13 protein-coding genes are annotated in these 20,076 nt (G+C 54.6%); 5 read left to right on the forward strand and 8 right to left on the reverse strand.

Annotated elements, in window-relative coordinates; all coding sequences use genetic code 11:
• The 3 genes from AC06ND_RS05660 to AC06ND_RS05670 all read left to right on the forward strand — a co-directional run.
• On the forward strand, positions 1-1,657 hold a 1,657-nt coding region (locus tag AC06ND_RS05660), incomplete at its 5' end, for an alpha-L-arabinofuranosidase C-terminal domain-containing protein (RefSeq protein ID WP_475678022.1).
• Position 1,658: 1 nt separating this feature from the next.
• A complete protein-coding gene (locus AC06ND_RS05665) occupies positions 1,659-3,053 on the forward strand; it encodes a CotH kinase family protein (RefSeq protein ID WP_475678023.1) in 1,395 nt (464 codons plus the stop codon).
• Between the two features lie 12 nt (positions 3,054-3,065).
• Positions 3,066-4,496 (forward strand): DUF6055 domain-containing protein, encoded by a 1,431-nt coding sequence (locus tag AC06ND_RS05670; protein WP_475678024.1) that lies wholly within the window; start codon positions 3,066-3,068, stop codon positions 4,494-4,496.
• Positions 4,497-4,575: 79 nt separating this feature from the next.
• Here AC06ND_RS05670 and pta read toward each other — a convergent pair whose 3' ends face one another.
• Both pta and AC06ND_RS05680 read right to left on the reverse strand, forming a co-directional pair.
• Positions 4,576-5,586, reverse strand: a complete 1,011-nt coding sequence (gene pta / locus AC06ND_RS05675) for a phosphate acetyltransferase (RefSeq protein WP_475678025.1) — start codon at positions 5,584-5,586, stop codon at positions 4,576-4,578.
• Between the two features lie 18 nt (positions 5,587-5,604).
• Positions 5,605-6,819: an acetate/propionate family kinase gene (locus AC06ND_RS05680; protein ID WP_475678026.1), complete on the reverse strand. Its 1,215-nt coding sequence runs from the start codon at positions 6,817-6,819 to the stop codon at positions 5,605-5,607.
• A gap of 421 nt (positions 6,820-7,240) precedes the next feature.
• Between AC06ND_RS05680 and AC06ND_RS05685 the strand changes: the two genes are divergently transcribed.
• Complete coding sequence (locus AC06ND_RS05685; RefSeq protein WP_475678027.1) at positions 7,241-7,972, forward strand: ComEC/Rec2 family competence protein; 732 nt, start codon at positions 7,241-7,243, stop codon at positions 7,970-7,972.
• Positions 7,973-7,995: 23 nt separating this feature from the next.
• Here AC06ND_RS05685 and AC06ND_RS05690 read toward each other — a convergent pair whose 3' ends face one another.
• Positions 7,996-9,096 (reverse strand): FAD:protein FMN transferase, encoded by a 1,101-nt coding sequence (locus AC06ND_RS05690; protein WP_475678028.1) that lies wholly within the window; start codon positions 9,094-9,096, stop codon positions 7,996-7,998.
• Positions 9,097-9,208: 112 nt separating this feature from the next.
• On the opposite strand from AC06ND_RS05690, the gene AC06ND_RS05695 reads away from it, so the two are divergent.
• Positions 9,209-10,204, forward strand: coding sequence for an FISUMP domain-containing protein (locus AC06ND_RS05695; RefSeq protein WP_475678029.1), 996 nt, complete (start codon positions 9,209-9,211; stop codon positions 10,202-10,204).
• 74 nt (positions 10,205-10,278) lie between these two features.
• Here AC06ND_RS05695 and AC06ND_RS05700 read toward each other — a convergent pair whose 3' ends face one another.
• From AC06ND_RS05700 to AC06ND_RS05720, 5 genes are read right to left on the reverse strand one after another with little or no spacing between them, the layout of a single operon-like run.
• On the reverse strand, positions 10,279-10,914 hold the full coding sequence (locus AC06ND_RS05700) for a LolA family protein (RefSeq protein WP_475678030.1): 636 nt from the start codon (positions 10,912-10,914) through the stop codon (positions 10,279-10,281).
• On the reverse strand, positions 10,911-13,367 hold the full coding sequence (locus tag AC06ND_RS05705; protein WP_475678031.1) for an FtsK/SpoIIIE family DNA translocase: 2,457 nt from the start codon (positions 13,365-13,367) through the stop codon (positions 10,911-10,913). Before AC06ND_RS05705 ends, AC06ND_RS05700 begins: the two co-directional genes overlap by 4 nt.
• Positions 13,367-13,999: a DUF4290 domain-containing protein gene (locus AC06ND_RS05710; protein WP_475678032.1), complete on the reverse strand. Its 633-nt coding sequence runs from the start codon at positions 13,997-13,999 to the stop codon at positions 13,367-13,369. The genes AC06ND_RS05705 and AC06ND_RS05710 overlap by 1 nt, the downstream gene beginning before the upstream one ends.
• Positions 14,000-14,035: 36 nt before the next feature.
• The gene (locus AC06ND_RS05715; RefSeq protein ID WP_475678033.1) at positions 14,036-17,086 is read right to left on the reverse strand and encodes a UvrD-helicase domain-containing protein; all 3,051 of its coding nucleotides are present in this window, start codon (positions 17,084-17,086) and stop codon (positions 14,036-14,038) included.
• Positions 17,087-17,089: 3 nt separating this feature from the next.
• The gene (locus tag AC06ND_RS05720) at positions 17,090-20,041 is read right to left on the reverse strand and encodes a PD-(D/E)XK nuclease family protein (RefSeq protein WP_475678034.1); all 2,952 of its coding nucleotides are present in this window, start codon (positions 20,039-20,041) and stop codon (positions 17,090-17,092) included.
• Positions 20,042-20,076 lie beyond the last annotated feature (35 nt).

A 20,076-nucleotide genomic window follows, 5' to 3' on the forward strand; every position in this document is an offset into this window, starting at 1 on the left:
CGCAGGCAAGGCCGCAAAGGAATATGTGAGCTTCCATCTCTGCGAGGACAACACCCAGGCAGACGACCAGCGCTTCTTCAGTGACGCGATTGAGATCACCTCTAAGAAGTGGCAGAAATACGAGATAGTGTTCACCGCTCCTAAGACCAGTCCTAAGGCAACTCTCCGAGTACTCCTCGAGACATGGGAGGAAGGCGACTTCTGGAACGAGAACGCGGCAGTGGATCTCGAGCACATATCTCTCTTCCCAGTGGAGACCTTCATGGGCAGGGAGAACGGACTCCGCAAGGACGTCGCACAGGCGATCGCAGACCTCAAGCCAGGCGTGTTCCGCTTCCCTGGCGGTTGCATCGTAGAGGGCACTGATCTCGAGAACCGTTACCAGTGGAAGCACTCCGTAGAGCAGGTGGAGAACCGTCCTATCAACGTGAACAGATGGATGTACGACCAGAGCAACCGCTTCTTCGGAGACTACTACCAGTCATACGGTCTCGGCTTCTACGAGTATTTCCAGTTCGCCGAGGACATAGGAGCAGAGGCTCTTCCAGTTATCAGCTGCGGTATGGCATGCCAGTTCGAGAATGATCCTGAGATGCATCCTCATGCAGACCTCAAGGACCTCCAGAGCTATATCGACGACGCCCTCGACCTCATCGAGTTCGCAAACGGCCCGGCCAAGAGCAAGTGGGGCAAGGTACGCGCCGGCCTCGGCCATCCTGAGCCGTTCAACCTCCACTATATCGCTGTCGGAAACGAGCAGTGGGGCGAGGACTTCATCACCCACCTCGAACCTTTCGTGAAGGCCATCAGGACCAAGTATCCGGACATCAAGATCATCGGTTCATCTGGTCCATACGCCAGCGGTGAGTGGTTCGACGATCTCTGGCCTGAGATGAAGAGACTCGGTGCAGACCTCGTGGACGAGCACTTCTACTCGAACGAGAACTTCTTCGAGCGCAATGCCGACAGATATGACAACTACGATCGCAGCAGCAAGACCAAGGTCTTCGCAGGTGAATATGCCTGCCACGGCACCAGCGGTCACAAGTTCAACCACTTCAACGCTGCTATCGTCGAGGCCGCATTCATGACCGGCCTCGAGAGAAACGCAGATGTCGTATACATGGCAACCTATGCTCCCCTGCTCGCCCATGTGGACGGATGGCAGTGGCGTCCGGACCTCATCTGGTTCGACAACCTCAACACGATGAAGACCTGCAGCTACTACGTGCAGCAGCTCTATTCCCTCTACAAGGGTACTGACGTGCTCGACGTCACCATGGATGGCAAGCCTGTCGCAGGTAAGGAGGGTCAGAACAGCCTCTACGCCACCGCTGTCAAGGATTCCGAGACCGGAGAGTACTATGTAAAGGTAGTCAACCTCAGCAACTACGCCCAGACCGTCTACATCGACCTGCACAACCTTCCTGAGGGCATCAGCAGCTGCGAGCTCATCACCCTCCACTCGGACAACGCGATGGCCGACAACATCTTCACCCCAGATGCAGTGGTCCCACAGACCAGCAGCATAGACCTCACTCCTGTGGAACACCCTGAGTACTATTGGGAGATGGGCATGAGAAAGCTCGAGGACGGCACTCCGAGCCTCATGGAAAGCATCAGCGGACGCACATTCGCAATCTACAAATTCAGATAGGATGAAAAGAATCACTCTCATGCTGGCAGCGGTCTCTCTCGTGCTGGTCGCTTCATGCAAGAAACCCATAGACGATCCGATGCCGGGTCCTGATGTTCCGAGCGAGGAGCCCGGAGACGAACCGGGAGACGAGCCAGGGGGCGAGCCTTCCACCAAGGTGGAGGCCACCTACCAGCTCTATGGCGCGGTGGAGATGGAAATCACCACCGATGGCAACGCTCCCGTGGATTCGAAGAAATCCAAGGATGCCCGTCCATGTTCCATCAAGATCAACGGCAATCTTCTCACCGAGAACGGAGAGGAATTCGACTGCACCTACGAGGGTCGCGCAAGCATACGCGGACGTGGCAACTCGACCTGGCTCTGGTATCCGAAGAAGCCTTACCGCTTCAAGCTCGACGAGAGTGCCGAGCTCATGGGCATGAAGAGCGAAAAGGACTGGGTGCTGCTCGCAAACTACCGCGACGTGACCCACATGATGAACAACATCGGCTTCACCATGGCCCAGTATCTCGGCATCCCATATACCAACCATACGCGCTATGTGAAGCTCACCCTCAACGGCAAGTATCTCGGCGTCTATGTGCTGAGCGAGCAGGTAGAGGAAGGAAAGAACAGGGTGAACGTGGGCAACGACGGCATTCTGCTTGCTCTCGACGTGGACGATGGCCCTAGCCAGAGCCCGGACGCAACGGACAACTTCTACTCCACCGTATATGGCACCGACGTATGCGTGAAATACCCTAAGGATCCTACCGCAGAGCAGCTCCAGCAGGTCAAGGATGAGTTCGCCAAGCTCGAGAATGCTATCAAGTCCAAGGACTGGCAGGCTATCAATCTTGCTCTCGACGTCGAGTCCATGATAAGCTACCTCATACTCGAGGAGGCCGTATACAATGTCGAGATGGACAACGGCAAGAGCATACGCAGCGGCTACATCAACCGCAAGGCTGACGGACGCTGGACAATGGGACCTGCGTGGGACTTCGACGCCGGCTTCTCATACGACTGGGGCGACATGTATGACAGCTACGGACGTGGACACAGCTACTTCACAACCTACAAGAGTCTCATCTACGGCAGCAACCCTTACACCGGAAAGGGCGCTTACGGCGCAGGCATCCCAAGGCTCTTCGCCGACCTCTGGGGCGTTCCTGAGTTCGTGAAGGCATACAAGGCAAAGTGGAACGAGAACAAGGACGGTCTCCTCGAAGCCGTCCTCGCCAATATCGATGCCACCAACGAGGCAATTGGAAAGGATTTCAAGAACGACTCCGTTCTCTGGGGCATCTCCAACAACTACGACACCAGCAGCGAGATCTCGAAGCTGAAGACCTGGATCAAGAACCGATTCAACTATGTCAACGGCATCATTGCACTTTACCCGACAGAATAATCTACTTCCACAATGAGAAAGACTTTCATAATCATCGCGGCCATGATCGCCGTAGCCTGCTCGCCAAAGAGTGCCAAGCAGGTATACATACCTAAGGACCTCCAGGAGATGGACCTCAACGACACCTCATCACTCTGGTGCTACGAAAGGTCTGCCGAGAACGACGACCTCGTATTCTTCTGGCAGAAGGGCTTCGGTCCGGACCTTGCCACTGCTCCTGACTACCTTGGCCACAACATGAAGGTAGATCTTCCTAACCTCATGGAAAGGGCGCAGTATTTCTACGACTTCTTCAAGAACGATCTCGGATTCATCCAGCCGGGGTCGAAGGCTGACATCTACAAGATGATGGTCATGCTCATGTACTCCGACGAGGGCACAGCCTACGGAGGAGACTATGACGAGACCATCGGCGGCCTCTGGGTCACCCCTCTCCGTACATACGAGAAGAACCTCAACGTGATCGCGCATGAGCTCGGACACTCCTTCCAGAGCCAGCTCTCGATCGACACGGACAGCGGTTTCGGCGGCGGCGGAATCTACGAGATGACCTCACAGTGGATGCTATGGAACGCAAACGAGGACTGGATGACCAGCGAGAACTACCATTGGCAGGCATTCATGGACCAGACCCAGTTCGCGTTCATGCACCCTGACAATATGTACCGCTCACCTTATGTGCTCGAGTATTGGTCAGATAAGCATGGTCTCAAGTTCATCGGTGACCTCTGGAGAGCTGCGAAGCACCGTCACGACGTGATTCAGGTATACGAGGAGTTCACCGGCATAGACGACTATCAGTTCGGACAGGAGATGTACGAATACGCTGCAAAGTCCATGACCTACGACTTCGACAGGGTACGCGAGATCGCTGCTCCTTATGCAAACCAGCACAGAGGCAAGCTCGAGGCTGCAGACGCACAGGGCTGGAGGCGCATCTCACAGGGCCAGGAGCCACAGCAGTACGGATACAACGGTATCGCTCTTGACGTCCCTGCCCCAGGTACCAAGATCTCAGTGAACCTCAGAGGCGAGAGGCCTTATCTCGGTCCTATGAAGCGTATGGTCAACTCTTATGAGATTCCAGAGGAAGTGGACGGTTCAGTAGGTGCTGAAATGACCGACAGCGAGGACAAGCCTAATCTTCCTAAGGCAGACGTCCCTACCCGCGAGGAGGCTCTCGAGAGCGCATCTTCCGAGGCGGCATGGACCTTCGGTCTCGTCGGTGTCAAGGCTGACGGTACTCCTATCTACTCGGAGAGCCAGAGCGTGGTTTACGAGGGCATGGGCTGGCAGAACCCTCTCGAGTTCACAGTCCCTTCCGACGAGCCTCTCGCACATCTTTGGCTCGTGGTAGTGGCAACTCCTCACCACCATGTCGACGTTCTCGAGTGGAACAACGACTACCTCCTCTACTTCCCTTACACGATCCATATCGAATAGCCCTGCGGCTGACAAAAAAGAAAATAGGCGGTGACCTGAACGGTCATCGCCTATTTTCTTATGTAAGGTAAACTTACTTCTACTTTGCGTCCATTGCCTGGCAAGCGGTGATAGCTACCATCTTGTAGATGTCGTCAACTGAGCAACCACGGCTGAGGTCGTTTACAGGACGAGCGATACCCTGGAGGATAGGGCCGATTGCGTCAGCACCACCGAGGCGCTGGATGAGCTTGTAACCGATGTTACCAGCCTCGAGGCTAGGGAACACGAGTACGTTAGCCTTACCTGCGATCTCTGAGCCTGGAGCCTTCTTGCAGCCTACTGAAGGAACGAGAGCCGCGTCAGCCTGGAGCTCACCGTCGAGCTTGAGCTCTGGATCGAGCTCATGAGCAAGCTTGGTAGCCTCTACGACCTTGTCGACAGCCTCGTGCTTTGCAGAACCCTTGGTAGAGAATGAAAGCATGGCAACGCGTGGATCTGCGAAACCTGCAACGCTCTTTGCGGTCTGAGCTGTGCAGACAGCGATCTGTGCGAGCTGAGATGCATCTGGAGCTGGAGTAACGGCAACGTCACCGATAACGAGGACACCGTTCTCACCATACTGCTCAGCATTGGTGAGCATGAGCATCGCACCACTAACGCAGCTGATGCCAGGAGCGCACTTGATGATCTGAAGTGCAGGACGGAGGGTGTCACCGGTTGTAGAGAGGGCACCGCTGATCTGGCCGTCAGCATCGCCGCTCTTGATGATGAGGCAACCGAAATAGAGGGTATTGGTCTTTACGAGCTTCTCAGCCTGCTCCATGGTCATGCCCTTGTTCTTGCGGAGCTCATAGAGGAGGTTGATGTACTCTGGAGTCTTCTCTGAAGTAGCAGGATCGATGATGGTAGCCTTCTCGATGTTCTGGAGGCCGAGCTCTGCTGCCTTTGCAAGAATCTCCTCGCGATTACCGATGAGGATGATCTCTGCAAGCTCGTCGCGGAGAGCCTGATCTGCTGCTGTGATGGTACGCTCCTCGAGTGACTCAGGGAGCACGATGCGCTGCTTGTTCGCCTTAGCGCGTGCGATGATGTTATCAATCAAAGCCATGGTTATCTGATTTAAATGTTATTCCTGTTCGTTGAGTACGATGTTCATGGTATCGCGTGCGATCATGAGCTCCTCGTTGGTAGCGATGACTGCCATCTTGACCTTTGAGTCCGGGAGGGTGAGCATGATCTCGTCACCACGAGTCTCGTTGGCCTCGTAGTTGAACTTCACGCCGAGGTAGCTGAGGTTCTCGGAAATCCGACGGCGAAGACGAGCGTTGTTCTCGCCGATACCGCCGGTGAAGATGATGAGGTCCACACCGTTCATCTCTGCGGTATAGCTACCGATGTACTTGATGATGTCGTGGGTAAGCTTCTTGAGAGCGAGCTTTGCGCGAGGATTGCCCTCGTTTGCTGCTGCGCTGACGTCGCGAAGGTCGTTGGAGATGCCTGAGACACCGAGGAGGCCTGACTTCTTGTTCATGAGAGTATCCATCTCAGCTGCGGTCTTGCCTTCCTTCATCTCAATGTAGGTAACGACTGCAGGGTCGATGGCGCCGCAGCGGGTACCCATGATGAGGCCGTCAAGCGGAGTGAGACCCATGGTGGTGTCCACTACCTTACCGTTCTCTACGGCTGCGATTGAGCTACCGTTGCCGAGATGACAGGTGATGATCTTCGAGTTGTTGATGTCGAGACCAGCGAACTTTGCGCCCTCTGCAGATACGTACCTGTGGCTGGTGCCATGGAAACCGTACTTGCGGATAGAGTACTTCTCATAGTACTCGTAAGGGAGAGCATACATGTAGTTGTATGCAGGCATGGTCTGGTGGAATGCAGTATCGAAGACAGCGACCTGAGGAACCTCTGGAAGGACTTCCTTGACTGCGCGGATACCGCGGAGGTTAGCAGGGTTGTGGAGAGGGCCGAGGTCGCAGCACTTCTCTACGATGGAGATGAGGTGCTCGTCCACGAGCTTGCTGCATACGATCTCAGAACCACCATGGAGCACGCGATGGCCCACGGCCTCGATGTCCTCGAGAGTGTTGAGACAACCGAGCTGCTTGTCGAGGAGAGCCTTGAGGACTTCCTTCACGCCTACGGTATGATCTGCAACAGGAGTCTCATAGTCGATAGAGTCCTTGCCGATGGTAGTGTGTTTCACATGACCCATCTCGCTGCCGATTCTCTCTACGAGACCCTTAGCCACGAGATTGTAGATTTCATTGCTCTTCATGTCAAGAAGCTGATACTTGAGTGAAGAACTTCCGCAATTCAATACGAGGATAATCATATATTTTAAGCTTAATTAATTTTCGTGGGAATAATTTCCATTATATCAGGGCAAATTTACGAATTTTATTAATAATATCGCCGAAAATGAGGGGAAGATTATGAAGGGTCCGGAGTTGGTTGCCGCGCTTGCGGCAGGAGTCGCGACGGGAGTGATGCTCCCATACGACCACGTCTTATTGTCAGGCTTGGTCCTGGTGCTCGGTGCGAGCATCCTATACCTGCTTCAGAGAGGTCCCGACGCTCGTTTTCCATGGTACTTCGCGATGCTTTTCGTGACAGGTCTCTGCAGGGGTCTGTCATGGAAGATAGGAGGTTCCGGGGAGCTAGGGGTCCATAATCTGGAGCTTGTAGAAAGAGCACGGGAGGCGCTGTACGCTGCGATCGATTCGACGGGATTCGGGGACAGCGCGGCGCCACTGGTGAAAGCCCTAGTATCCGGGGACAGGAGCGAGATCCCCTCAGAGCTCAGGGATGCCTTTCGCAGCAGCGGAGCATCCCATATCCTCGCCCTCTCGGGCATGCACCTCGGAATCATCTACGCCATCATCTCGAAGGTTCTTTCCCTCGCCGGGGGCCATCCGGTCACCGTTCGCATACGCTCCATCCTCATCGTGTCCAGCTGCCTGAGCTATGCCGTCGTCACCGGCGCCTCCCCATCCATCGTGCGGGCATCTCTGTTCATCTGCCTCCGGGAGGCCGCCCTCGTCAGCGGAAGGAGCCGCGAGCCCCTCACCATCTTCTCCTCTGCCCTGATGCTGCAGCTTCTCTTCTCCCCGGGCAGCATACTCACCCCGGGTTTCCAGCTCTCCTACCTGGCCATGGCCGGAATATACCTGCTGTTCCCGCTTCTTTCCGGCATCTATCCGCCCAACAAGAGGGACCCGCTGAAGAAGATATGGGACATGGCTACGCTCAGCATCTCCTGCCAGATCTTCACGGCTCCGGTCGCATGGTACCATTTCCACAGCTTCCCGCAGTGGTTCCTTCTGACCAACATGATCGCAATGCCGCTGGCAACGGTGTTGATGCCGGTGTCGCTTGCTGCGATATGCCTCTCTCAGATTGGTCTATGCCCGGATTTCCTGCTCCTCCTGGCTGAAATGCTGGCAGAATGGATGAACAGCGCGCTGAGCATCATCAGCACGCTCTAAGCCGTCCGAGCTTGATTCGGAAATTATTCAAGGACAAAGGAAGAAGAGGTCCAGGCCTTCATCTCGCCGTCCTCATCATAGATGAGACAAGCCTCGATCCCCGGCATGGCCTCCACCATCGCACCGGCATCCTCGAGTCCGAGCACCATGCAGATGGTTGCGAGAGCATCGGCCCTGGTGGAAAGGAATCCGTCCTTAGTGGTGTCTATCACGGTCGCCGAGAGAAGAGAATGGGACACAGGATAGCCCTTGCGAGGGTCGATGGAATGCGAGTATTTCTTGCCGTCCTTGACGTAGAACTTACGATAGTTGCCCGAGGTGACGATGCCGCACGGGCCACCAGGAGAGTGGAACACGCCCTGCACCATCGCGCCGGTGACGTTGTTGCCGTCCTCCGGCTTGTCGATTCCCAGCGTCCATGCATTCCCGGAAGGATTGACTCCGTCACAGAATATCTCGCCGCCGATGTTGATGAGCATGTCCTTCACGCCCACTGAATAGAGGTACGAGGCCACGAGATCAACGCTGTAGCCCTGAGCGACCGCATTGAAGTTCAGCTTCGGCAAGGTTCCGACGTCCTCCAGTGAAGCAGGGAGATGGATCTGGCCACCATCCGGCAAGGTCCTGGAATTCGACACGAGGTCTGCAGGAGAAAGCTTCCCGTCAGGCGAAAGAGCCAGGTGCATGTCCGGAATGAGACGGGCCATTCCACAATTTGCGAGAACCACGGCAACCTGCTCGTCGGAAGGCATCTCGCCCTCGGTGAACCCGAAGCCCCAGATATCGAAAAGCGGGCCTGCGGCAACGTCCAGCACGCCCTCGCTCGTCTTCCAGAAGTCGTAAGACCTTGCATAGAGATCCATCAGCATCTCGTTCGGGACTATGGTCTCCCCGGCGTTGAACTTCGAGAGGAGCGACTCCTTGTTATAGCCCGAGAGAGAGAAGTCCACGACGTTGAGGATGGAGTCGATGGAATGCTTCATGCTCTCAGGTGAGACGGAAGCCCCGTCAGAATTGAGGGTGATCTGATAGGTGCCGCCCTGAGCATAGCCGGTTATCGAGACATAGCTCGACTTCCCGCATGAAACTGCGAGAAATAAGGCCAGGGTCGCGGCCAATAGCATAGTTATTGTACTGACATGCTTCATTCAGCGCAAAAATACTCTTTTTCGCTGATTTTAGAGGAAAAATGCTCATATTTGCAAGGATATACTATTAAACTAGGACAACAATAGGATGAAACTCGGAAAGGCAATTTCTACTTTCTTCTGCATAGCAGCAGCCGTAGCCGCATTATCGTCATGCAAGAAAAAGGGCGGTGAAGACATGCTTTATTTCTCCGGCAGGCTCCAGGTACATGGAGGCAAGGCCATCATCGAGCAGGGTGAGACCCTCACCTTCACTGCCGACGGACTCACAGGAACCGAAGGACTCGACCTCACATACAAGTGGACCGTTACCGACCGTCAGAAGGCCGACACTTCACACCTTGCAAACGGTGAGTGGAAATACGCTTTCCCTAAGGACGGGCTCAAGACATACACCGTCACTTGCACCGTATCTGCCACCGGTTATTACAGCGCGTCAGGTAGTACCTCCCTCACCATGGTAAAGCCAGGTCCTGAAGGTAGTGTCCCTGAGATCTTCAACGAATCCGACACCGACTTCGTAATCGACGAGGACGGAAAGGAGTACTCATACGTGAAGGTAGGTGACCTCTGCTGGATGACAAGGAATCTCGGAACAAGCAAGTCCGGAATCTCATACTTCGACGCGCCCATCATGGACGATATCGTAGGTAGGTTCTACAACTACGAAGAGGCCCTCACCGCATGTCCTGAAGGCTGGAGGCTTCCTACTGACGCAGAGTGGATGAGCGCAGCGCAGCCACTCACCGAGGACACACTCGCCGAGCACGAGACATGGAAGGGTGTATGCGGAGGATTCATGATCTACGCAAACTTCAACGAATACAAGCTCTGGGACTTCTGGCCGGAGGTAAACGTGACCAATGAGCTCGACCTCAGGGTCATCCCTGTCGGACTCGCAAATACTGAGACTCATTCTTTCGAGAGTTTCAACGAGCAGGCAGTATTCTGGACAGCTGACGAAAGGAACGAGGAGCAGGCATTCGTAAGGTACATCGTCGAGACCGTTCCTGACATGTACTGCATGGCAGCTCACAAGACAAGCTTCGGAGCATCTGTTCGCTGCGTGAAGGACGCCGAATAAGAGGACTTCATACATAATATAAAAAGCCGCGACCCTTTGAGTCGCGGCTTTTTATTGGTATCTGGGGAGTCCTCCTAACGGAGATCCGTCACTATGTAATCCCTTCCGAAAGCGGAATCCTTGATCGTAAAATCAGCGGCCGTGGCCTTCGGGCCGAAGCTGAAATCCGGTATCGTGATATTGGTGACAGTCCCGTCCTTTACCGTTGCCTTGAGCGAATAAATGGCTGAAGCATCAGAAGCGATGGTCACCACCAGTTCCTTGATGTCTATGCTTGAGACCTTAGGTACGAGCGTGTATCGTATCGCAGCCTTGCCTCCGACCTCGGTCCTAGCCTCAGACTTGACGTTGAAGGCCTGGCCAATACTGCTGATAAGCAGGGCCGGATTGAAGGTGCCTGCTGCCTCAGGAGAATCCACAGGCTCGATGATCACCTCCTTGGAATCCCTGTCAACGGTCCACATCGTGCTGCCGTTGCATATCATCTCGAAAGATCCCATCTCCAGCGAAAAGCAATCGCCCTGTACGGAAGCGGAGCCGCTGCCGTTCATGTGCTGTCCTGCCGAGAACTTATAGCTGAAGGCAGCCTTGTTCACGGCCACCTTCTCGGTGAATGTGGTGAGCGCGTTCTTCTGCTGGGCCCCTGCAAGAAGTCCCGGGAGAAGAGCAATGCCGACCAATATCGGTCTGAGAGAAAACTTCTTCATCATTTGTTACAGAATGCGTCAAGTATAGGCTGGAGCTCGTCAAGGCTCTGGACGAGGACCTGGCGTGGCTTAGAGCCATCCTGCGGTCCTACGATGCCTGCAGCCTCAAGCTGGTCCATCACCTTACCTGCTCTCGCATATCCCATGCCAAGACGCCTCTGGATGTCGGAAGTCGAGCCCTTTTGGGTGGTCACGACGAGTCTTGCGGCATCCTCGAAGTTAGAATCTATCTTGTGCATGTCTATCATTGAAGCGCCACCTTCTCCGCCTTCACCTGAGTCCGCTGGAAGTTCCGGCAGATAATAAGGAGTGTTGCAGTGCTGGCGGAATCCAGTCTGGTCGCCGATGAACTTGGTGATCGCGTCAATCTCCTTGGTGTCGATATATGCGCACTGTACGCGCTCCATCTTGATACCCTCATAGTAGAGCATATCTCCCCTACCGATGAGTTTCTCGGCGCCTGGCGCGTCAAGAATGGTACCAGAATCCGTCCTCGAGATCACGCGGAATGCGATACGGGTCGGGAAGTTCGCCTTGATGAGACCGGTGATGACATCCACGGTAGGTCGCTGGGTCGCGATGATGACATGGATGCCTGCCGCACGTCCCTTCTGCGCAAGTCGGATGATGGAGCTGGTAACGCTCTTGCTGGTAGACTTCGCACCTGACGCTGCCGCCATGATGAGGTCTGCATACTCATCGATCACGACGACGAGGTATGGAAGGTACCTATGACCCTGGTCTGGACGGAGGTAGCGGTTGCTGTACTTCTCGTTGTAGTCCTTGAGCTTATTGACTCCGGCCTTGCTGAGGAGGAGATAGCGGTCATCCATCTCGATACAGAGTGAACGGAGTATCTCGTCGGCCTTGACATGGTCCTTGACGATTACGTTCTCCTTCTCGTCCTCCTCGCTGATGGCCTGAGGCATGGCAGCGAGATAGTGGTGGATGAGTCTCTTGTATGGGGTGAACTCGACCATCTTCGGATCCACGAAGACGAACTTGAGTTCAGATGGATGCTTTGAGTACAGAAGCGAGGTCACGATAACGTTGAGACCGACTGACTTACCCTGCTTGGTGGCACCTGCCACGAGAAGGTGAGGTGCGTCTGCAAGGTCGAAGGTCTTCACCTTCTGGGTGATGGTGTAGCCGAGAGCGATAGGAAGTTCGGCCTTTGACTCGCGGAACGAATCATCGTTGAACATGGCCTTGAGCGGCACCATAGACTTGGTCTCGTTAGCCACCTCGATACCGACTGCATCAGCAAGGGTCGTGACGCGCACGGACTCGTTTCCGAGGGCCATGGCGATATCCTTCTCGACGTTCTTCACCGCCGCGCTCTTCATGCCCGGCGCAAGCTTGACCTTATAGAGTGTCACTGTAGGACCGACGATCGCGGTGACCGACTCGACGAGAATCTTGTAGCTCTCGAGAGTGGTGCGAATCCTATTGTTGTTGGTCTCAATCTCGAAGCGTGAGACGGTGCGTATCTGGTCGGAGTAGTCCGCGAGAAGGTCCACAGAAGGGAACTTGAAGTTCTCAAGCTCCGCCCTTACGTCTATCCTCTCGAGTTCATCCACGTTCTCGGTAAAGTCATCGCCTTCCACTATCGTGAGCGTATCTGCAGGATCAGCCCCCGCGGTCTGCTCCGCGTCTGCATTCTCCTCCTGAGCAGTCACCACCGGTTCGTCAGTCATATCGATGACCTCCTCTTCAGCCTCCGCAAAGGCTTCTTCGAGGGAAACCGGCTCTGCCTCCGTCTCCTCCGCAACAGTCTCCACTGGGTCGACTACGGCAACGGGTTCAACGTCCATTCCCTCATCCTCCGGCTCCGGAGTACTGTCAACCTTGGTCTCGAAGGCGCTTGAGAGCCACTTTGCGAAGCGACGGTTGGTAAAGGTAAGCCATACCACGGCGCAGAGAGCGAGCACGAGTGCCGAGCCTATCTTGCCGATGAAATTGTTCATCGAGGTCACGATACCTGAGCCCACATATCCGCCGAATCCGCCACCGAACGCGGTGTCCGGAGTGAAGAGCTTTCCGAGGAAAGAGCATATCACAGATGCAAGCACAGCACCGGCGAAAACGAGAATGGTCTTCTTCGCAAGATGCTCCGGCTTGGTCCTGAAGAACATGTGCCATGCAGCAAAGCATACGTATCCGAGCAGTGCGAACACGCCCAGGCCGAGGAATCTCTCGACCAGGAGATGTCCGATATGGAATCCGAACTTTCCAAGCGGATTCGCCACGTCGGTGGTAGGAGCCATCATCTGCGGATCAGAGAGAAGGCTCTGGTCCGTCTTCCATGTGAAAAGATAGCAGATGCAAGAGAGCAGCGAGATTATCGCAACTACAGCAAGGGCTAGTCCACCTATCTTGAGATACAATGCCTTCTTCTCCTCAGACATTTCCTTACGAGGAGCCTTGACCTTCGGCGTCTTAACCTTTCTTGCCATTATTTCTTGAAATTCTTACGGTTCTTCTTATTGTTACCCTGCTTCTTTGGCTGTCCCTGACCAGGGCGGTTGAATACCTGATCATTCCTTACGGAGCTGAGCTGGAGTCCCTCCGGAACCTTCACCCTTCCGCCGGAGAGCTTCTCGATGTCGGCGAAGATAGTCTCGTCTGCTACGGAATCCTTGTTCCAGATGAGATACTGCGTCCTCATGTAGATTGCGAGGTTGCGGATGACATAGGTCTTGGTCTCGCCGTCCTCGAGCTCTGCGATGAGGTCGATGATGCTCTCGATGTTACGTCCGTAGTGGGTAGCCTTGATAGGCCTCTTCTCCACCGGAACGATGGCAGGGCGAGCCGAAAGCTCCTCCGGAGTCGGCTTCGGATATGGAGAGTCGACGTCAAGCTGGAAGTCTGAGATGATGAAGAGGTGGTCCCAGAGCTTGCGCTCATAATCCTCCTGCAGGTGCACCTGAGGATTGAGGAGTTCCATCACTTTCACTACAGCCTTCGCCTGTTCGTTTCTCTTCTCCCTGTCTTCTATCTTCATGAGCCCGGCAACCATCTTCTGGACATTGCGTCCGTACTCGGGCAACCTGAGGCTCTTTCTTTCCGTATTGTAATCTTTCTCCATTTTTCAGATGTCTGTAAGAATGCAAATATACGATTTTTACAGGATATTCCCGCTCTCGACATACCAAAGGTATGTTGAGACCTCAGCATAGCCCATCTTGCGGAAGCTATCCGCATAGCCCTCGACCTGGCGGCGATGGCTCTTCTTCGGAGCACCGAACTTGTAGTCTATGACGCTGAGCGACCCGTCCGGATTCTCCACCACCCTGTCCGGGCGAAGCGGAGAGCCATCCTCGGAGATCAGCGCGGTCTCGTTCCAGACCATGGACGAATCCTCAGGGAACCATCCGCGTGAACTTACCGAATCGATGGCAGAAGATAGGAGCAGCTGCGCATGGGACGCCTCATCCGCGCTGAGAGAGCCATTCTCCACGGCCTGAGCAACCGCATAAGGGAGGTCTCCCGGAGAGATGACCTTCGAGAGTATGTCATGCAGAACGATACCCCTGATCCTCTTCGACGCCGCAGCGCCGGCCTCGCCTTCGTCATTGAAGAAATCGCTGGAATCCTTGCTGAAACTGAGTCTTCCACCCAGAGGCCAAGAGCAATATGAACCTGGAAGGGCCTTGTAGTCACCCTCTTCCTCCTCGACCTTTCTGCCGACGGATTCATGGGCGACAAGTTCGTGGGTCCGGACATAGTGCCAGAGGATCTGCGCAAAGTCAGAGACTTCGGAAGAAGGCTTGGTCTCGGCCTTCTTCTCCCATCCCGGATCGACCTGTCCCACTATCCTGAGCTGGTATTTCGCTCTGGTGAAAGCGACATAAGCGATGTTTATGTTATCGACATACTGTCGGAGGAGCTCATCCCTATAGTCTGCGCTGAAGAGCGTATCCTCGCTTTTCTGGGAAAGGACGACATCATAGATACCCTGGGCGACACCGTCAAGAGCAGTACCTTCGACAGATGGCCTGCACCAGGTCCTGTCGCTTTTGAAGAGACCCGTCTTCTCGATATACGGAACTATGACATAAGGGAATGCAAGTCCCTTCGACTTATGGATGGTCATCACCCTCACCGAGTCTCCGACAGACGGCGAACTGATACTTGATTCGTCGTCCGCCATGCTCTCGAGAAAGGCATGCAGGCCGTCCTGTTCCTTGTTTCTGAAATCCTGGACCTTGTCCATGAAGGACTGTACATAGAGAGTCTCCGCATCGAAGGTCGCCGGATCAGAATCCCTCAACATCCTGAGGAGTTCCTCGCAGAGGTCAGCAAGAGAATGATACTCCGAAGGTATGGTCACGTCGAGCTGGCGGGCGAGATAGAGATTCATCTCGTCCTCCGGATTGTCTATGCTGGAAAGCAGCGACAGAAGCCTTCTCACGGTCACCGAAGAGAGTATCTTCAAGGAGTCATCCGTGACGACAGGAATGCCGTTGGCAATGAGGTAGCCCGCAATCTGCGAGCCCTCTCCCCTGCCTCGGGTAAGGATTCCTATCTCGCTGTACCTGAATCCCTTCTCATGTGCCTCACGCACATAGTCGAGCACCACATCGTCCTGCAGCTTCTCCTCGCCGTCGCAGAAGGTGACCTCGACTCCACCCGGAACATCCTTGAGCGGAACCCATTTCTGCCGTACGTCTGAATATATCCTGGATATAGGTCCTGGTGCACCGCAATATTTCATGTCGAGAATCTCGGCAGCCTCACGGAAGAAGTCGTTGTTGAACTCTACTATCTCCCTTGAGCTGCGCCAATTCTCGTCCAGAGGAGTGTTCTTCACGTCGAAGTCCCTCGCGATTTCCGAATCCAGAAGGTTCCAGTCCGAGCCTCTCCACCTGTAGATGCTCTGCTTCACGTCGCCGACGACGAGGTTATAGAAGTTCTGCGACACGCTGTTCTCGAGCAGAGGCTTGAAATTGTCCCACTGGATACGCGAGGTATCCTGAAACTCATCCAACAGGAAGTGCTCGAACCTCACTCCCATCTTCTCATAGATGAACGGAGCATCGGTGCCGTCGATGATACCCTTGAGTATGGTGTTCGAATCATCGAGGCCAAGGACGTTCTTCTCCTTGAGCATCTCCCGGAACTCCTTGTTGATGTCGTTCGCAAGACCGAATCCGTAGACCTGGTCCCTGAGGAGCACAGCCGTGCGGTAGACCACGTAATCCTTCTCGAAGACCTCGGCCAGATTGTCCACGGCAATACGCATACGATCGGTCACACAGGCAGCGAGCTTTGCCTTGGCCTTACCGTACCATTTCTCCGTATCGTAATAGTTGTCCAGGAATCGCTTACCGGGGGCCGAGATGTCCGCATGCCTCGACCGGTCTGCCTTTATGCCCCTGTTGCGGGCACATTCTTTCTCGATAAAGCCATAACTGGTATCCGAAGCGGACATCCCCGCTTCCTCGAAGGCATCATCAACTGCCTTTACCGCAGCATCAAGCTTATCAACGAAGGCAACCACGATGTCCCTGCAGCCCTTTGACAGTGCCTTCACCTTATCCTCGTCATACAGATGTTCCGAGTCCAGTCCTACTTCCTCTGCCTTGGAACGGTGGGCCTCGCTGCGAAGCCTCTTGGCGATGTCCGTAAGACTATTCTCGAGATAGAAACCCTTGCCGTTCTCGAGTCCGTCAATGGCATTGTCCGTAAGCCACGCGAGCTTCTTCTCGTCCTCCTTGCCTGTCGTGAGAGAATCCAGGACCCTGCCCACGCACTCCGAAATGAGGGCATCCTTGTCCAGTTCGACCTGATATGCGGCAAACTGACCAAGTTCCCTGGAGAATGCCTTCAAGGTCTGCTGGAAGAACTTGTCTATCGTGCTGATCGCGAATGCGCTGTAGTCGTGCAGTATGTTACACAGTATCGTGTTCGCAGTATCGCTCAGGGTCTTTTCGTCAGGGAACATCCCGATGAAGTCTTCACGATAGCGAGACTTGAGCGGCTGCGTCGCGAGAGTGTGGAGCTCGCTCAAGATACGGCTCTTCATCTCGTCCGTGGCCTTGTTGGTAAATGTCACGGCGAGAATATGCCTGTATGCGTACCTGTCCCTGTCGGTGAGGAGCAGCCTTATGTATTCCTTGGCCAGCTGATGCGTCTTTCCCGAACCTGCTGATGCTTTCAATATCTCTATCATATCCTACCTCCCGCAAATCATTCTGAAATCACAATACCTGCAGCGTCCCCTGTCTTCCGTGCGGGAGAAAGGAACACCCGGATCCACCATCGAATCCAGCACCCCGTTCAATCTCTCCTCCACCATCGAAGCGAACTTGCCTCCCACCTCATTGGTCTTGGGAAGCTCGGTAAAGAGCTTCGCCGTAGCGTACATGGAATTGGACACTCTCTCGAACCCAACACCATACTTCTCCGACAACATCTTGTCATAGATGAAGAACTGAAGTCCGGCCTTCTTTTCCCTATGCTTCGGATCCGACGGGTCAAAGATTGCCGTCACCGTCGCCTCGGCTTCCTCGTCCGGAACGTCGAGCACAGAAGGATCGTCCTTACCGGTCTTGTAGTCCACAAGCCTGAGCTTCCCGCGCTCAAGGCTGTCAATCCTATCGGCTATACCGTAGAATCTCTGCCCATGGATGGTCTCATCCAAAGGTATCTCAACGCCTATGACCTCGTACGAATCCATGCCCGCGTCCCTGAGCATCCTTATCTCGGACTCGATGGTCTTCAGCACATAGCGGACGATGACACCGGCGAAGACAAGGTCGCGACCGGCCACCTCATCCGACTTGAGCTCAGCACAGATAAGGGACATCACCTTGGCGCGTATGTCCTCCTTCCTGCCCAGCCACTTCTCCAGATATGCCAAGGTCACCCGGTCCTGTCCCTTGGTCCTATTATCCTTGAGCTTGTCGAACTCACCTGTCCTCATCATCTCATCCTCGCCTATGAGAAGTGCTCTCATCACGTTGTGATAGACATTTCCTATCATCTTGGCATCCATCGACTCGGACACTTCCTCCTCCTTCTTGAGCCTCCTCACGGTATGGTAATAGAACTTTGCCGGGCACTCGATATAGTTCATCACGGACGACGGAGAAAGGGACCTTCCCTTTATGGTCTCTATATCCTCTGCGGTCTTTTCGATGTCGGTCGGAACTATCTCAGGGACGTCGATTCCCGACTTTGCCACATAGAAGTTCACCGGCACATGGAAATGGTATCGGAGCTGCTTGATGTAGCGGCTCTCCTCTCCAGACTTCAGTCCCTCGGTGCGCGAGTCGTAGAACAGCCATACCTTCTCCGCCCTGGTGATCATGCGATAGAAGTAGTATGCCCACACCGCATCCTGATACTCATAGGTCGGCAGTCCGAAGCCCTTGCGGAGCTCGGACGGAATGAACGAAGAGCTGACGCTCCTGCGCGGGAACATGCCCTCGTTCGCTGAGAGGATAATCATGTTCCTGAAATCAAGCGTACGGGTCTCGAGCGGGCCCATGACCTGCAGGCCTCGGAGCGGTTCTCCAGTGAACGGTACGGACACGGATGAGAGCATGGACTCAAGCAGGTGCACGAAGGTCGCAGGGCGGATGTCAAGCTCCATCGCACGCAACCTGTTCAGGCTTGTATAGTACTCCTTGGCGAAGTCAATTTCAAGTGCATAGTCCGCCTTAGACCTCCCCTCGAACGGTATTTCATCATCCTCTGTCCTCTCGGCCCTGAACTTGGAGCCTACATAGCTCACAACCGAGCAAAGATATTCGCAGAGATCCGCCACCTGCTGCTTGTCCTCAGCCTGGGCATCGCCGCTCGCAGGCCGGAAGATGACTTCCGGAAGCCCTGATCCGCACAGATCCGAAACTGGGATATAGTACTTGCGGGCCTTGCGGATCTGATCTATCTTCTCGAAAACTCCGGTCTCATCTCCGACCAGTTTCCTGAATATGCCGCTCGAGAAGATGTTCCAGACATATTTGTGGTAGAACGACCACTGGCCTCCCTTCAGGCGTGCGTGCATCTGCATCCTTATCACATCGTGCATGAATGCATAGAACTCGCTCGAACCCATTGGATAGCCCATGGTCACGTTGATATCCTGAACCTCGGGAGGGATGCTGTTCAGAAGAGGCAGCAGCAACGACTCGTCCGGCAGAACTACTGCGTAGTCGTCTGGCCGGCCGCCAGCGATGATCTCTCCCACTCTCTTGACCTGACCGACGGAAGACGGCACGCTCACGACATTGAACTGCGGCATCTCCACTCCTTCCGGATCCGGAGTGAACACGGGTCTGAATCTCTTCACGTTCTCCGCCATGAAAAGCGATGACTTGTTCAGGGGATCCTTGATCATCTTGCCGCTCCAGTCCCAGCAGAACTGGGCAAGGCCGGCATCCGACATCTTTCCGAGCACATGCTTCTCGCACTCGTTCAGGGCATTGAGTCCGACGAACACGAACTGTCTCGAATGCGGATAGGATATCCTGAGGACATCGCTGGCGGATTCCTTGTCCATCCGCTCCGCAAGGCTGCGGTACACCATGCCCTCGTATGCCCAAGACTTCCGTCTGAGCGCCTCGTTGAAATCCCTATATAGAGGGTAGAGTATACTCCATATCTGGCGGAAGGTCTCCTTCACCCCACCTTCTGCGCTCTCGGACCTGAAATGTTCGATGAAAGCCTTGATAGCCTTCTCCTGATTCTCGCTGAGGTGCGAGTAGTCATCCTGGATTGCCTTGAAGTCCGCAACATTCGTAAATATCTGCGACGGATCGACACGATACTTGTCCACGTCGTTGAAGTCTCCCAGCAGAACGTCACCCCAGTATATGAATTCATCGAGAGTCTCTGCCTTGGGATAGAGCTCGCGATAGCACTCATAGAGCACCACCAGCAAGTTTATCCTGTCCGCCACCCTGACGTCTGCCGCCGTCGAGAAGAAGTCGTTTATGGTGACCATCGCCGGAGCCACCACAGGGGCAACACCCGATGAAGCAGCCTCTTCACAGAGCCACTTTCGGAAGAATGCGATGGCACGTCTGTTCGGGAAGACGAAGCACAGCTCCTTGAGCTGGACACGGCCCTCCTTGTGCGAATTGATATAATATTGGGCTACCTGCCTGAGAAACGGAGTCATACCAGATTATTTTAGAGCAAAGATAAGTCTCAGCT

The sequence above is a fragment of the Candidatus Cryptobacteroides sp. genome (assembly GCF_056207615.1).